14 protein-coding genes are annotated in these 15376 nt (G+C 61.7%); 7 read left to right on the top strand and 7 right to left on the bottom strand.

Annotation, left to right across the window (positions count from 1 at the left end; genetic code table 11):
- Positions 1–10: 10 nt before the first annotated feature.
- A complete protein-coding gene (locus PQR62_RS02445; RefSeq protein ID WP_408154413.1) occupies positions 11–328 on the top strand; it encodes a hypothetical protein in 318 nt (105 codons plus the stop codon).
- Positions 325–2799, top strand: coding sequence for an acyl-CoA dehydrogenase (locus tag PQR62_RS02440; protein WP_408154411.1), 2475 nt, complete (start codon positions 325–327; stop codon positions 2797–2799). The genes PQR62_RS02445 and PQR62_RS02440 overlap by 4 nt, the downstream gene beginning before the upstream one ends.
- Before the next feature lie 78 nt (positions 2800–2877).
- On the opposite strand, the gene PQR62_RS02435 is transcribed toward PQR62_RS02440, so the two are convergent.
- Together PQR62_RS02435 and PQR62_RS02430 are read right to left on the bottom strand one after the other, a co-directional pair.
- Positions 2878–3489, bottom strand: a complete 612-nt coding sequence (locus tag PQR62_RS02435; protein ID WP_408154409.1) for a peroxidase-related enzyme — start codon at positions 3487–3489, stop codon at positions 2878–2880.
- A 192-nt stretch (positions 3490–3681) separates the two neighbouring features.
- Positions 3682–4401 carry a pirin family protein gene (locus PQR62_RS02430; RefSeq protein ID WP_408154407.1) on the bottom strand — a complete coding sequence of 240 codons (720 nt, stop codon included), beginning with the start codon at positions 4399–4401 and terminating at the stop codon, positions 3682–3684.
- A gap of 211 nt (positions 4402–4612) precedes the next feature.
- Between PQR62_RS02430 and PQR62_RS02425 the strand changes: the two genes are divergently transcribed.
- Both PQR62_RS02425 and PQR62_RS02420 read left to right on the top strand, forming a co-directional pair.
- A complete protein-coding gene (locus tag PQR62_RS02425) occupies positions 4613–5515 on the top strand; it encodes a LysR family transcriptional regulator (RefSeq protein ID WP_408154405.1) in 903 nt (300 codons plus the stop codon).
- A gap of 289 nt (positions 5516–5804) precedes the next feature.
- Positions 5805–6728: a helix-turn-helix transcriptional regulator gene (locus PQR62_RS02420; RefSeq protein ID WP_408154403.1), complete on the top strand. Its 924-nt coding sequence runs from the start codon at positions 5805–5807 to the stop codon at positions 6726–6728.
- 273 nt (positions 6729–7001) lie between these two features.
- On the opposite strand, the gene PQR62_RS02415 is transcribed toward PQR62_RS02420, so the two are convergent.
- From PQR62_RS02415 to PQR62_RS02395, 5 genes are all read right to left on the bottom strand, one after another.
- Entirely contained in the window at positions 7002–9752 is a 2751-nt protein-coding gene (locus tag PQR62_RS02415; protein WP_408154401.1) for an ATP-binding protein, read from the bottom strand.
- The gene (locus PQR62_RS02410; protein ID WP_408154399.1) at positions 9749–10153 is read right to left on the bottom strand and encodes a response regulator transcription factor; all 405 of its coding nucleotides are present in this window, start codon (positions 10151–10153) and stop codon (positions 9749–9751) included. Before PQR62_RS02410 ends, PQR62_RS02415 begins: the two co-directional genes overlap by 4 nt.
- Positions 10154–10321: 168 nt before the next feature.
- Positions 10322–10585 carry a DUF1427 family protein gene (locus PQR62_RS02405; RefSeq protein WP_408154397.1) on the bottom strand — a complete coding sequence of 88 codons (264 nt, stop codon included), beginning with the start codon at positions 10583–10585 and terminating at the stop codon, positions 10322–10324.
- Between the two features lie 39 nt (positions 10586–10624).
- The gene (locus PQR62_RS02400) at positions 10625–10792 is read right to left on the bottom strand and encodes a DUF1427 family protein (RefSeq protein ID WP_408154395.1); all 168 of its coding nucleotides are present in this window, start codon (positions 10790–10792) and stop codon (positions 10625–10627) included.
- Between the two features lie 128 nt (positions 10793–10920).
- Positions 10921–11613, bottom strand: coding sequence for a hydrolase (locus PQR62_RS02395; RefSeq protein WP_408154393.1), 693 nt, complete (start codon positions 11611–11613; stop codon positions 10921–10923).
- Between the two features lie 423 nt (positions 11614–12036).
- Between PQR62_RS02395 and PQR62_RS02390 the strand changes: the two genes are divergently transcribed.
- The 3 genes from PQR62_RS02390 to PQR62_RS02380 all read left to right on the top strand — a co-directional run bounded on the left by PQR62_RS02390 (position 12037) and on the right by PQR62_RS02380 (position 15374).
- Positions 12037–13899, top strand: a complete 1863-nt coding sequence (locus PQR62_RS02390; RefSeq protein ID WP_408154391.1) for an amidohydrolase — start codon at positions 12037–12039, stop codon at positions 13897–13899.
- 1 nt (position 13900) lies between these two features.
- Positions 13901–14323, top strand: coding sequence for a DoxX family protein (locus PQR62_RS02385; RefSeq protein ID WP_408154389.1), 423 nt, complete (start codon positions 13901–13903; stop codon positions 14321–14323).
- A 229-nt stretch (positions 14324–14552) separates the two neighbouring features.
- Positions 14553–15374 (top strand): alpha/beta fold hydrolase, encoded by an 822-nt coding sequence (locus PQR62_RS02380; RefSeq protein ID WP_408154387.1) that lies wholly within the window; start codon positions 14553–14555, stop codon positions 15372–15374.
- The last annotated feature ends 2 nt before the right edge of the window (positions 15375–15376 follow it).

Here is a 15376-nt window from a genome sequence, read left to right as displayed (position 1 = left end):
ATGTCGTCCTTTGCCGGATTATTTCCATAGCACCGTGCTATTTCTTCGCAATGTCCGGGATTGTAATGGACTGCCGGAACCGGCTGAGGTTCTTTCAGCTCAGGAAGAAGGCTTGTCGGCTTTGTCTGACGACGGCATGCCGGCGCCGTCCGATTGCCATCGGGATTGCCTGACGGTATCTTTTTTGCCGGCTGCGGTGAAAGGCCGCGCCGGGTTTCACCTTTGCACCGGCCGCTGTTTAGTGGGACTATTGCCGGGCGGCCACGGCAGCGGCGCCAGCGGCGGCGAAGAAAATAACATCAACTTTCGAACTGGAGACCTCAAATGATCTTATGGCTCATCTGTTTAGTAGTCGGCTGTCTGATACTGATGATGGCCCGCGTCAATGCCTGGATCTGGCTGGCGGCCGAAGCCTTGTGGATTTTCATGGGCGGCGCGGTGGCGCATGTCGATCTGCCGATTCTGGTGCTGCTGGCGATTGTGATGTTCACACCCACGCTGCTGATTGCCATCCCCTCGATCCGGCAATCCCTGATCAGCCGTCCGGCGCTGGACCTGTTCCGCAAGATCATGCCGTCCATGTCCGCCACCGAGCGTGACGCCATCGAGGCCGGCACAGTCTGGTGGGACGCCGATCTGTTTTCCGGCAAGCCCGACTGGAAAAAACTGTTCGTGCTGTCGCCGCCGCGTCTGACCACCGAAGAACAATCCTTCCTCGACAACGAAGTCGAGCAGCTGTGCGCCATGGTCAGCGACTGGGACACCACCGTGGTGTGGCAGGATCTGCCGCCGCAGGCCTGGCAGTTCGTCAAGGACAAGGGCTTCCTCGGCATGATCATTCCCAGGCAATACGGCGGCAAGCAGTTCTCCGCCTACATGCATTCGCAGGTCATCATGAAGCTGTCGTCGCGTAGCTCGGTGGCGGCGATTTCGGTGATGGTGCCCAATTCGCTGGGGCCGGCCGAACTGCTGCTCCATTACGGCACCGAGCAGCAAAAGAATCACTATCTGCCGCGACTGGCGCAGGGCCTGGAAATCCCGTGCTTCGCGCTGACCAGTCCTTATGCCGGTTCCGATGCGGCGGCCATTCCCGACGTCGGCATCGTCTGCAAGGGCATGCACGAAGGGCAGGAAGTGCTGGGCTTCCGCGTCACCTGGAACAAACGCTACATCACGCTGGCGCCGGTCGCCACCGTGCTCGGTCTGGCCTTCCGTGTGCGCGATCCGGACGGCTTGCTGGGCGACGAGCCCGAGCCCGGCATCACCTGCGCGCTGATTCCGACCGACCATCCGGGCGTGGTCACCGGCCGCCGTCACTGGCCGGTCAATGCGGTGTTCCAGAACGGCCCGACTTCCGGCAAGGACGTGTTCATCCCCATGGACTGGGTGATCGGCGGTCTGGCGCAGGTCGGCAAGGGCTGGCGCATGCTGATGGAATGTCTGGCCGCTGGGCGCGCCATTTCGCTGCCGTCGTCCAGCGTCGGTTTTTCCAAGATGGCCACGCGCGGCACTAGCGCTTACACCGCGATGCGGCGTCAGTTCAAGATCGAGATCGGCAAGTTCGAAGGCGTGCAGGAAGCACTGGCGCGCATGGGCGGCCATCTCTACATGATGGATGCCACGCGTCGCCTGTCATCGATGGCGGTGGATGCCGGTGAAAAGCCGTCCGTGATTTCGGCCATTTCCAAATATCACGTCACCGAGCGCGGCCGCATGGTGGTCAATGACGGCATGGATGTGATCGGCGGCAAGGGCATCTGCATGGGGCCGGGCAATTTCCTGGCGCGCGTGTATCAGCAGATTCCGATTGCGATCACGGTCGAAGGCGCCAACATTCTGACGCGCTGCCTGATCATCTTCGGTCAGGGCGCCATCCGCTGCCATCCTTATGTGCTGAAAGAACTGGCAGCGGCTGCCGACGACAATCACGAACGCGCGCTCAAGGACTTCGACGACCTGCTGTTCTCTCACCTGAGTTTCGTCGCCGCCAACGCGGCGCGCGCATTCGTCGGCGGCATCAGCTGCGGCTGGCTGTTGCCGGCGCCGTCCATCGCCGCCAAACAGACGCGGCGCTACTACCGCGCAGTGGTGCATTTGTCCTCGGCCTTCGGCCTGCTGACCGACGTCAGCATGGGCGTGCTGGGCGGCACGTTGAAATTCCGCGAGCGCATTTCAGCGCGTCTGGGCGATGTGCTGTCGCAGCTGTATCTGATCTCCGCCACGCTCAAGCGCTATGAAGACGACGGCCGTCAGGTCGAAGATCTGCCCTATGTCGACTGGTCGATTCAGGATGCCCTGCATCGCGCGCAGGAAGCCATTGTCGACGTGCTGCACAACTTTCCCAATCCCTGGATCGCCTTCGGCCTGCGGGTCCTGATCTTCCCGCTGGGGCTGATCTACCGCAAGCCTTCCGATGTGCTCGGCACCCGCGTGGCGCTGGCCATGCAAACACCGGGCGCCGCACGCGAGCGGCTGCTGGACGACGTCTACATCCCGCAAGGCGACGATCCGCTGGCCTGCGGCGAAAAGGCCTTCAGGCTGATGCCGCTGGTGCATCAGATCGAACGTCGCCTCAAGGACTCGGTGAAAGAAGGCGCCTTGCCGGCCGCGCCGCAAAGCCTGATCGACATGCGCGACTGGATTGCGCTCGCTGCCGAACGCGGCCTGCTCAATCCGGAAGAGCGCAAGGTGCTGGATGACTTTGCGCACTATGGCGACCAGACCGTGCAGGTCGATGATTTTTCGCCGGACTTCGACCTTGAGGAAAATCGTCAGAAGGCCCTGGATGTGTTGAGTTGATCGCCTGGTTCTGATCCTTGTATGAAAAAAGCCGGCGCATTGCTCCGGCTTTTTTCATTGTGGCGTACAGGGGAAGGTTCAGCGCCCCATAGAATAAAACTCGTCATTGGGCCGCATGCTGGTGACATTCGCCATCCGGTTCGACAAGCCGAAGAAGGCCGCGATGGCCGAGATGTCCCACACGTCCTCGTCATTGAAACCATGCTGCTTCAGCGTCGCCATGTCTTCGTCGCCGACGGCGTAGGCGCTGGCCGACACCTTCATCGCGAAATCCAGCATGGCCTTCTGCCGTTGCGTGAGGTCGGCCTTGCGATAGTTGATTGCGACCTGATCCGCGATCAGCGGATTCTTGGCGCGGATGCGCAGAATGGCGCCGTGCGCCACCACGCAGTACTGGCACTGATTGGCGTTGCTGGTCGCGACCACGATCATTTCGCGCTCGGCCTTGCTGAGATTGCCGGGCTTGTCCATCAGCGCATCGTGATAGGCGAAGAAGGCGCGGAACTCGTCCGGCCGGTGAGCCAGCACCAGAAACACATTGGGAATGAAGCCCGATTTTTCCTGCACCGCCAGAATGCGCGTGCGGATGTCTTCCGGCAGATCGTCCAGCGCCGGAATCGGAAAACGTCCGATCGCGGTATGGGAAGTACCGCTGGAATTTGGACTGGGATTGGCTTGAGCCTGGCTCATGGGTGAAGTCTCCTGTTTTTTATAGGTGGACGCTGCCAAAGCAGCTGCCATTTTATTTGCTTTGCGCATTCAGGATAGCAGTTCAGGCATGGCCTTTCACGCTCGCATCCCGTCCGCTGCGGCCGGCCGGAAAAATGGCCCGGCATCAGCCGGGCCACAGTATTGCGCCTGATTCAGCGATCCATGCAGGGTTTACATGGCCGGCAGTTCATTCGGACGCAGGTCGAACACCAGCAGTTCGGCCTGGTCGCCTTCGCTGATCTGCAGCAACTGCTCTTCGCGGATACGGGCGCCGTCGCCTTCGCCAAACTGCACGCCGTTGATCCTGACGCTGCCGCGCGCCACATGCACGTAGGCATAGCGGCCTGCTTCCAGTTTCAGCTCTGCGCTTTCGGCGCCGTCGAACAGACCGGCGTAGACGCGCGCATCCTGATACACCGATAGCGAACCTTCCGTCCCGTCCGGCGAGATGATCAGACGCAGGCGCCCGCGTTTTTCTTCGTCGCTGAAATGCACCTGCTGATAGCGCGGATCGACGCCGCGCACATTCGGCACAATCCAGATCTGCAGAAAATGCACCGGCTCATCCGGCGAATGGTTGTACTCGCTGTGCCGCACGCCGGTGCCGGCGCTCATCATTTGCACATCGCCGGGACGGATCACCGAGCCGGTACCCATCGAATCCTGGTGCGCCAGCGCGCCTTCCAGCACATACGAAAAGATTTCCATGTCGCGGTGCGGATGGGTGCCGAAACCCTGGGCGGCGGTCACGCGGTCGTCGTTGATCACCAGCAGATCGGAAAAACCTTGCTGCTTGGCATCACGATAGTGGCCGAAGGAAAAGGTGTGATGGGAATGCAGCCAGCCGTGGTCAGCGATACCGCGTTGCTCTGCTTTGCGAAGTTCGATCATGATGGGCCTCTTTCGGTTTTTCTTTAAGTTCGATTAAATTCACTCGCGTCGGGGCGAATGCTGTTTCACGATGACCGGCTGCTTATCTTCTTACTTGCTGGTGTGTTCGTGGCATGGAAAGAAGTTTGCGCCTTTGAGGCGGGCATCGGGTTGAAGCTTTTGTGGTCTAATGATCGAAATTTTCGATCAAGTCAGAAAGGGCTGCCCGGCCATGCTGAAACTCACTCTGGAAGCCATCGAGCTGGTGGATGCCATCGACCGCTACGGCTCCTTTGCCGCCGCCTCGGAGCGCTTGCACAAGGTGCCGTCGACGATTTCCTATGCGGTCAACAAGCTCGAAGAGCAACTCGGACTGGCGCTGTTCGTGCGCCAGGGCCAGCGTGTGCACCTGACGCCGGCCGGGCATGAATTGCTGAAGGAAGGGCGCTGGCTGCTGGTGGCGGCAGCCGATCTGGAGTCGCGCCTGCGCCAGATCGCCACCGGTTTCGAATCGGAATTCCGGCTGGTGCATGACTCGCTGATTCCCACCGATTCATTTACCCGGGACATCTGCGCCTTCGAGGATCTGCATTGCGGAACCCGCCTGCGCATCGGCTGCGAAACCTTGATGGGTACCTGGGAAGCGCTGCGCGAAGGCCGTGCCGATGCCGTCATCGCCGCCGGCGACGTGCCGGGCGGCGGCGGTTATCGGGCGATTGAGGTCGGCAAGCTGGAATTCGTGTTCTGCGTTGCGCCCACGCATCCGCTGGCCAGCCTCAAGCGCACGCTGGTGCGCGCCGATCTGCTGGAGCACAACGCCATCGTCGTAGGCGACGGCGCGCGCACCATGTCGGACCGCACCATCGGTCTGCTGGCCGGGCAGAAGCGCATCACGGTGCCCTCGATGGCGGCCAAGATTGCTTGCCAGGTGGCCGCCATCGGCCACGGCTTTTTACCGCGCGCCTGCATTCGCAAGGAGCTGGCCGGCGGCGCGCTGGTGGCGTTGCCGTCGGAAGAGTCGCGTCCGCCGGAATCCTTCTGGCTGGCCTGGAAGCCGGACGCCATGGGCGAGGCCAAGAAGTGGTGGCTGGAACGACTGCAGCGCCAGTTGATTCCGGATATCCTGCTGCGCTGATGGGCGTGTGCCGAGGCCGGGTGCGACGAAATCGGCCGCTGTCAGCCGGAATTTCGTATCGACTGTAAAATCTGCCCGGCGCTGCTTGTCGACGGACAGGCGGGTTTCAGCATCTTGTAAGCCGGCCGCTGCATCATCGTGTGCAATGTGCCGTCAAGCGCTGTAGTGAGGAGACAGGACAGAGCAGACAAGGCGGTAAAAGCCTTGCTAAAAATGCATGCTGGCTGAGGCGGAACGCCGGCCAGCTTCTTGCGGAATGCCGACGAGCATCACAAAGAAAGGTCCCTTCATGTCAGCGATCACTTCCGATGGCGCATTCTTTTCAAACGCTACTACAGCCCGGGTTACCGATTCGCTGGGCTGTCTCGCCAGCAAGCTGCATCAGGATCAGGAACTCAGCAGCGGCGGCATGACCTTTTATCGCAAACATTCCGACAATCGCCAGGCCTCGCCGGTATTCACGCCAGCCTCCGGGCGCGGTTTCCTGGTCGGCATTTCCATGACGCAGGAGCATCGCCGCAGCATCTTAAAGGGCCGTCATGCCGCGCGTCACGAGTTTGAAAAGGGCGCGCTCTACATCCGCGATTTTTCCGAAGACTATCGCGCCGACCTGCAAGGCCCGTTCGACTTCCTGCTGTTTGAATTGTCGCCCGCGTTTCTGGAGCGCGCCGGCGAAGAAGAGCGCGGCAATCGCGTCGGCGGCCTGAAGACCGTCACCGCGCAACGCGATCCGGTGCTGGCGCATCTGGCGCAGGCGCTGGTGCCGGCATTGGCGCGTCCGCGCGAAGCCTGCATGCTGTTCGTCGAACAGCTGGGCATGGCAATCGGCACCTACCTGATGCAACGCTATGGCGGCGCCGCCAGCTCAACGGCCGGCAAGAGCCGTGCGCTGTCTCATGTGCACGAGAAACGCGCCAAGCAGATGCTGTTGGAAAAGGTGAAGGGCAATGTCTCCATCGCCGAGATCGCCCGCGAATGCAATATGTCGGCCAGCTATTTTGTGCGCGCCTTCCGCGAAACCACCGGCCATACGCCGCATCACTGGTTGCTGCTGCAGCGGGTGCAGCGGGCGCGTGAATTTCTGTTGCATTCGGAGCTGCCGCTGGCGGAGATCGCCATCGCCTGTCAGTTCTCGGATCAAAGCCATTTCAGCCGGGTGTTCTCGCAACTGGTCGGCACGCCGCCGGGCAACTGGCGCCGCAATCAGCGTTGAACATCGGCGTTGAAGATCGGCAAGAGGGTTGAGCAGACGACTATGCCGTTCAGTGAAGAGCTGAACGGCATTTTTTTAATGTTGGTGTGTAATCCCGTTCGTCCCGAGTAGCTGCGCAGCAGCGTATCGAAGGGCTGGCAAGAGCGCGGGGGACGGAGGCAGCCACGCCGGTTTGGATGCGGTTCTGCCAACCTGCCCGGCCCGAACGGGGGAGTTGAAAATTCGTTCAGGCGCCTGGCCAGCTCAAGGTCCTTCGTGGCCGGGCCGCTTCTTTCATGCGCTCAGCGGCAGATAGAAGGAGAAGACGCTGCCGTGCGGCTGCCGGACCTCAGCGTGCAGCCGTCCCTTGTGACTCTCGACGATGGAGCGGCAGATGGCCAGCCCCATGCCCATGCCATTTTTCTTGGTGGTATAAAAGGCTTCGAACACGCGCCCGGTGTCTGCTTCGCTCATGCCTTCGCCGGTGTCTTCCACCTTCACGGTGATGCGCGTGCCGTCCTCGATGAAGGAAGAAATCGACAGCACGCGCGCGCGCGTCGTGATATCGGCCATCGCTTCGATGGCATTGATCACCAGATTCAGCAAGACCTGCTGGATCTGCACAAAATCGCCCTGCACTGAAACGTTTTCCTGCACCAGCGCCAGTTGCAGCGAGACTTCGCACCGCTCCAGTTCGCTGCGCGAGATCGCCAGAATATGCCGGATCGCGGCATTCAGATTGATGCGCTCGAACACCGGTTCAGTATTGCGGGTCAGGCTCTGCAGGCTGCGTATCATCTCGCCGGCGCGTTGTCCTTCGCTGACGATGTCATGCAGGCCGGCACGCGCATTCTCAAGATGCATGGGCTGGCGATCCAGCCAGCGCAGGCTGGCGCCGGCATTCGAGACGATGGACATCAGCGGCTGATTGATTTCGTGGGCGATGGACGCTGTCAGCTGGCCCACGGTGGTGGCGCGCGCCACCCGCGCCAGATCGGCCTGCGCCATGCGCAAGGCATCTTCGGCCTGGCGCCGCGAGGTGATGTCGGTGGCGGTGCCGACGTATTCGCTGCATTTGCCGTCGACGTAGAAGGGCTTGCCGATGCCGGAGATGTAGCGCACCTCACCGTCGCTCTTGCGGCAGATGCGATGCTCGACGCGAATGGTGCCGCCGGCGGCAATCGCCGCCTCGACCGTTTCCAGCACCGAGGCGCGGTCGTCGGGATGCATCAGGGCTGAAAACTCTTCGTAAGAAATATAGTCCTTGCCGGACTCCAGCCCGTAGATGCGGCACAGCTCCTCAGAGCAATACATCAGGCCCTCCTGCAGCAGATAGCGCATGCTGCCGGTGTGATTGAACTGCTCGCCCAGCTTGAGCGAGGTCTGGCTGGCGCGCAGCGCGCTCTCGGCGCGGGCGCGCTGCGCATTCTCGGCCAGCAGGGCGGCGTACAGGCGCGCGTTCTCCAGCGAAATGGCCGCCTGCGACGCCAGCAATTGCAGGATCTGCGTGTGTTCGATCGTAAAGGCGTCGGGCAGCACGCGGTTTTCCAGATACAGCGCACCGACCACCTTGCCCTGCTTGAGCAGGGGAAAGCACAGTGCGGTAAACAACTGCAGGTTGTTGTCGGCGGCCGGCATGCTGTGGTCGTCGGGGAGGTCGGATTGCAGTTGCTGCAGGCTGCCGTCTTCCCGTGCGCAGATGCGATGGCCCGATATCAGCGCCAGGTTCAGCATGCTCAGCGGCAGGTCGTCGGCGCTGACTGCTGCATGGGTCAGATCAACCGTGATGCCGGACGCCGTCGTGCGGGCGCAGGCTTCGATCCAGGATTGTTTGCCATCGACGCGGATCAGCAGGCCGCGCTCGGCGCCGACATGTTCCAGCGTCACCGACATGATGCTCTGGACCAGCTCATCCAGCTGGATTTTCTCTGTCAGCGCGCGCGCCGCGCGGATTACGCTGCTCAGGTCGCGGATGCCGGCGGTTTCGGATGCCAGGCGCGCGTCGCCGTTGCGCATATCGGGGCTGATGCGGGTGCTGGCTTCGACATCCTTCTGCGACGAGTTGCAGATCCCGGCCACCGGGGGCACATTCGCCGCAGTCGGCGGCAAGGCAGGGCTGCATTGTTCCAGGCCGGCTTTCAGTGCGGCGGCGCTTTGATAGCGTCGCGCCGGATTTTTCTCCAGCAGCCGCATCACCAGTTGCGACAGCGGCGCGGGGATATTCTTGTCGAACTGATCCAGGGGCACCGCTTCGGATGCGATATGAAAATGCATCCACTCGGCGGCCGTGCTTTGCAAGCCGCTGATGCCGAACGGCAAGTGGCCGGCCAGCATGGCGTAGAACATGATGCCCAGCGAATACAGGTCGCTGCGCAGGTCGACCGCATGCGCGCTGCGGCCGCTGTGTTCCGGCGACAGATAAGGCGGCGCGCCGCCCGCCGCCATTGGCGCGCCTGCATCGCTCAAAGCGGCAAAACCGAAGCCGCCGATGCGCACGCGGTGATTCAGACCGTCGTGGCGCGTGCGATCGGCATCGATGAAAAAACAGGCGGGATTGAGATTGCGATGCGTGAGGCCGGCGCCATGCATGGCCTCGGTGGCATCGGCCATTTTCCACGCCAGCGGCAGGAAGCATTCAGGTGCAATCGCATGCGGCGCCAGCTTGTCGAGCGCGATGACATCGCCGTCTTCATAAAGCAGGGTCATTGTTTCGCGGGTACTGACCGAAGCCATGGGCTTGATGGCCCAGGCGCTGTCGAGCACGGTGCGCAGCGCCAGTTCATGGCGCAACTGCGATGCCGCCTCGGTCAGCAGCAGATCCGAGCGTGCGCGGGCGATGGCCAGCGGCGGCGATTGCGCGTCGAGGCGCCAGGCGCGTAAATAGGCGACTGCGCCGGTTTCGCTGAGCGGGGCATAGGAGTAATCGGTGAGACGAAAGCGAAGCGCTGCGGCGTCCAGCGCCGATGTGGATGGGGATGAGGTGGAAGCGGCCGGCGCCTTCCGCGTTTCCGGCGCTTGCATGTCGACGCTGTTCAGTTTGTTCAATCCGGCTCCCCGCAATTGGTGATGACGCTGCGCACCTGCGCCAGCAAACTATCGGCATCGATGGGTTTGCTCAGAAAAGCGACTGCGCCCAGGCGGGTCGCGCGCTGCCTGTCCATTTCGCCGCCCTGCGCTGAAATGAAAATCACAGGCAGGCTGGATTGTAAGACGTTCAGGCGCTCTTTCAGCTCGAAACCACTCATTCCCTGCAGTTTTACATCCAGTATGGCGCATGCCGCCTGGTGCAGGCAGTCGCTGGCGAGAAAGTCTTCCGCCGCCGCAAAGCTGCAGGTGAGATAGCCGGCCGAGTCCAGCAAATTAGCCAACGCCGCCCGCACCGCCTGATCGTCGTCGACCACCGCGATCGGAGGGCATGTGCTGCGTCGAATGTCCCCATTGCTCATAGTAGTCTCCCCCTCTTGGCTGATGTGCCGGCGTTGGCGGCCGCTGCGGCCGGCTGCCAGCATCCTTGCCATATCGCTGCGACGCTCATTTCTGTTTTGTTGTTGATGCGAGCGCCGGCTGTTGGCTTGCTTGGTTGCTGATCCTGCTGATCGGACCACCGCGCCCGATCAGTGCGGCTTGCCGTCCGCCGCCTTGTTTGCGGCGGGCGGCGCACCGGTGATCTTGGGCACGCATTCCGAATGGAACCAGGCTGCCGTCAGCGGCTGGCCCGACAGTTTACGGCGGATGGCCGGCACGATCTGTTCGCCGATCAGCATGCCGAGCAGACCGAGCAGCGCGATGACAGGCGGCGCCGGCGACTGAATCTGCAGCAGGTGATACACCAGGCCTGCCAGCACGCCCATCAGCAGGGAAATCAGATAAGGTTTCATGTCGTGTTCCTATGGTTGCGGGTTGACGGAAAACCGGGTTCAGCCCGCCAGCCAATGCTGGATCAGCGGCAACAGCGGTTCGCCCAGCACCATGCCGAGCAGACCGATCAATGCGATGCCCGGCGGCGCCGGTGAACGCACCTTGAACAGCGCATACATCACGCCGATCAGAATTCCGGCGCCCAGCGACAAAAGATAAGTAGTCATGAGTGGAGTGCCCGCAGGCATGCTCTGAAATGTGCCCGGGCCGGCGCCAACAACATGGCGCCGGCCCGGGCAAGGTGGAACGCCTCGGCTCCGGCGTTCGCTTGCCGCAGGCCGATGTTGGCGTCTGCTTACTTGACCGGAGCCGGTACCGGCGCCAGTGTCTTGTGATGGCCGACGTCGCGCGCCGCAGCCTTGTGCACCATGGTGTAGGCGTAATCCACGCCCATGCCGTAGGCACCCGAGTGTTCGCGCACGATGTCCATCACGGCGTTGTAGGTCTCCTTGTGGGCCCAGTCGCGTTGCCATTCCAGCATCACTTGCTGCCAGGTCACCGGCACCACGCCGGCCTGGATCATGCGTTGCATGGCGAAGTCGTGGGCTTCCTTGGAAGTGCCGCCCGAGGCATCGGCCACCATGTAGATTTCATAGTCGCCTTCAGCCATCGCACACAGCGCAAAGCTGTTGTTGCAGACTTCCGTCCACAGGCCCGAGACCACCACTTTTTTCCTGCCGTTGGCGGCCAGCGCGTCACGCACCTTCTGGTCGTCCCAGGAATTCATGGAGCTGCGTTCCAGGATGTCGGCTTCCGGGAATACGTTCAGCAGTTCCGGATAGGTGTGGCCGGAGAAGCTTTCGGTTTCGACCGTGGTGATGATGGTCGGGATGTTGAATACCTTGGCCGCCTTCGCCAGCGCAACGGTATTGTTCTTCAGGGCTTGCCGGTCCATGGACTGCACGCCGAACGCCATCTGCGGTTGCTGGTCGATGAAGATCATCTGGCAGTTGGTCGGTGTCAGTACTTCGAGTTTTGGATTGGTCATGATCAAGTCCGTAGGTGATGAGTGAATAAGTGAATCGTGCGGTGATGCGGGAAAGATGAAAAACAGTGCGCCGTGAAAACATTGCTTCCTCGTCAAGCGGCAGCGATTGAGTGCAGCGGCAGAAAGCGATCGGGACGGCGGGAAGCGACATCGGCAGCCCCTCCGCCCGGGGGCGGGCGAAGGGTGATAAAGAGCCAACGGAGAACAGAGAGGGGAGTGTCGGCCAGTATCGGAACGGATCATAGGCGGCAGGATGCGGCGCCGCCATTATCTGTTCGTATAGCTAGACGTTGCGCCGCCGATTTTGCACACTGCGATCATTCCTTTTTCCGATCCGGGCAGGATCATGGCTGTCAGCTCGCCTGACGCATGGCTATGCCGGGACTTCGCCCGCACTTTCGTCCGACCTGTCTGGAGCCTCACATGAGCCATGCCGCAACGCCCGATCTGATTCTGATCAACGGAAAATTTCATACGGTGGACAAGCAGAATCCGCTGGCCACTGCGGTCGCCATCAGTCAGGGGAAATTCGTCGAAGTCGGCGATGCAGCTTCGGTCATGCGCTACCAGCAGGCCGATACCAAAGTGATCGATCTGGGCGGGCGCACGGTCGTGCCTGGCCTCAACGATTCGCACCTGCACCTGATCCGCGGCGGTCTGAACTACAACCTGGAGTTGCGCTGGGAAGGGGTGCCTTCACTGGCCGACGCCCTGCGCATGCTCAAGATCCAGGCCGATCGCACGCCGCATCCGCAATGGGTGCGCGTGGTGGGGGGCTGGACCGAATTCCAGTTCGCCGAAAAGCGCATGCCGACCATCGAAGAACTGAACACCGCAGCGCCGGATACTCCGGTGTTCGTGCTGCATCTGTACGACCGCGCCTTGCTCAATCGCGCTGCGTTGCAGGCGGTCGGCTACACCAAAGACACGCCCAATCCGCCGGGCGGTGAAATTCAGCGCGACAAGGCCGGCAATCCGACCGGCATGCTGATCGCGCGACCCAATGCCATGATCTTGTACGCCACCCTGGCCAAGGGCCCGAGCCTGCCGCTGGAACATCAGGTCAATTCCACGCGCCAGTTCATGCGCGAGCTCAACCGCCTCGGCATCACCAGCGTGATCGACGCCGGCGGCGGCTTCCAGAATTATCCGGACGACTATGCGGTGGTCAGCGAACTGGCCAGGGAAAACCAGTTGACGCTGCGCATCGCCTACAACCTGTTCACGCAACGCAAGGGTGCAGAACTGGAGGATTTCCAGCGCTGGACCGATATGGTTTCGCCGGGCAGCGGCGACGATTTTTATCGCCACAACGGCGCCGGCGAAATGCTGGTGTTTTCGGCCGCCGACTTCGAAGACTTTCTTGAACCACGTCCCGATCTGGCGCCCGGCATGGAAGATGAACTGGAACGCGTGGTGCGCCACCTGGTCAGCAATCGCTGGCCGTTCCGTCTGCACGCGACCTATGACGAATCGATAGAGCGCATGCTCAATGTGTTCGAAAAGGTGAATCGCGAGATTCCCTTCGATGGCCTGCACTGGATGTTCGATCACGCCGAAACCATCAGCACCAGAAATATCGAACGCGTGCGTGCACTCGGCGGCGGTATTGCGATTCAGCATCGCATGGCGTTTCAGGGTGAATATTTTGCCGATCGCTACGGTGTCGAGGCAGCCAAGAACACGCCGCCGGTCGCCAAAATGCTGGAGATGGGCGTACCGGTCGGCGGCGGCACCGACGCCACGCGCGTGGCCAGTTACAACCCCTGGACCGCTTTGTACTGGCTGGTGTCGGGCCGCACCGTCGGCGGCATGAAGCTGTACGACACTGCCGGCCGCCTCTCACGCGACACCGCACTGGAACTGTGGACCGCAGGCAGCGCCTGGTTCTCCAGCGAGCAGGACAAGAAGGGCCGCATCAAGGTCGGGCAACTGGCCGACATGGCGGTGCTGAGCGCGGACTTCTTCAGCATTCATGAAGATGAAATCAAGTCGCTGGAATCGGTCATGACCGTGGTCGGCGGCAAGGTGGTGTATGCCGACGGCGAATTCTCATCGCACGGCCCGGCGCCTATCCCGGTCTTGCCGGACTGGTCGCCGGTGAAGCTGGTGCCGGGGCATTATCGCCCGGTCGCCGCCAGGAAAGCGCCGGCCTTGCCGCATGCCTGCGCCGGTTCCTGCGGGGTGCATGGCCATGCTCACGATACGGCGCGCGGTTCGTCCGTGCCGGTGGCGAACTACGCCGGCTTCTGGGGTGCTCTGGGTTGCAGCTGCTTTGCGTTCTGACATGATGAACAAGAAAATCCCGGTGCTGCCGACGCCGCATATCGACCTCGGCCTGCTGTTCCTGCGTCTGGCCGGCAGCTTCATGCTGTTTTACGTGCATGGCCTGCCCAAGGTGCTCAACTACGCACACGAACTGACGCAGATCGAAGATCCCTTCGGCATGGGGCCGCAGCTCAGCCTGTGGGCCGCGATTCTGGCCGAGTTCATCTGTCCGATGCTGATCGCGCTGGGCCTGTTCACACGGCTGGCTTGCCTGCCCATCCTCGGCGTGCTGCTGATCGCCATGCTGGTGGTGCATCCCGGCTGGAGCATCGCCGAAGGCCAGTTCGGCTGGCTGCTGCTGGTGATCTTTATCTCGATTGCGATCTGCGGCCCCGGCAACTGGCGGGTGCTGCCATTCAATGAGCGCACAGGGCGTTACTGAAGCAGCAAGGAGCCGCTTGAGCGCCGGCAGCACGGGCTTTGCCGCTGGTGCTGCGGCTCGCCTGTACACATCCCTGAGCGTATTGCTGCCCGGTAACCGGTACTGAACTATCCCACTTGCACCGGGTCACCCTGAGACCCGTTCTGATCTGATCACCGCAGGCACTGCATTCTCTGCACCCTCTGCACCCTCTGCAACTACCACCACCGCAACTTCAAGGAGCGACAACATGAGCACAATCACCACCCGCGACGGCACCGAAATCTATTACAAGGACTGGGGCTCGGGACAGCCGATTGTCTTCAGTCACGGCTGGCCGCTGGATGCCGACATGTGGGAATACCAGATGAACTTCCTGGCCGAAAAGGGCTATCGCGTCATCGCCTATGATCGTCGCGGCTTCGGTCGTTCGGGCCAGCCATGGGATGGCTACAACTACGACACCTTCGCCGACGATCTGTCCGAGCTGATCGAAAAGCTGGATCTGAAAGACGCCGTGCTGGTCGGCTTCTCGATGGGCGGCGGCGACGTCGCGCGCTACATCGGCCGCCATGGCGTCAAGCGTCTGTCGAAAGCGGTATTGCTGGGCGCCGTCACGCCTATCTTCATCAAGACCGAAGATCACCCGGAAGGCGTCGACAAGTCCGTGTTCGACGGCATCAAGGCCGGCATCCGCGCCGACCGTCCGCAATTCCTGAGCGACTTCGGTTCGGTGTTCTACGGCACCAATCGTCCCGGCAGCAAGGTCTCGCCCGGCATCCTGACCCAGACCCTGAACATCGCGCTGCTGGCTTCGCTCAAGGGCACGCTGGATTGCGTGACGGCGTTTTCGGAAACCGATTTCCGCGACGACATGAAGAAGTTCAGCATCCCGACGCTGGTGATTCATGGCGACGACGACCAGGTCGTGCCGCTGGCTGCAACCGGCAAGCTGGCCGCCGCCATGGTACCGGGTTCGCAACTGAAAGTGTATGCCGGCGCGCCGCATGCACTGTGCTTCACGCACAAGGATCAACTCAATGAAGATCTGCTGAGCTTCCTGAAGTCCTGATC

Origin of the sequence: Herbaspirillum lusitanum (genome assembly GCF_046025995.1) — a bacterium.
GTDB classification, from domain to species: domain Bacteria; phylum Pseudomonadota; class Gammaproteobacteria; order Burkholderiales; family Burkholderiaceae_D; genus Herbaspirillum; species Herbaspirillum lusitanum_A.
Note: the sequence above shows the minus strand (reverse complement) of the source record. Positions and strands in the feature narration are given on the sequence as shown.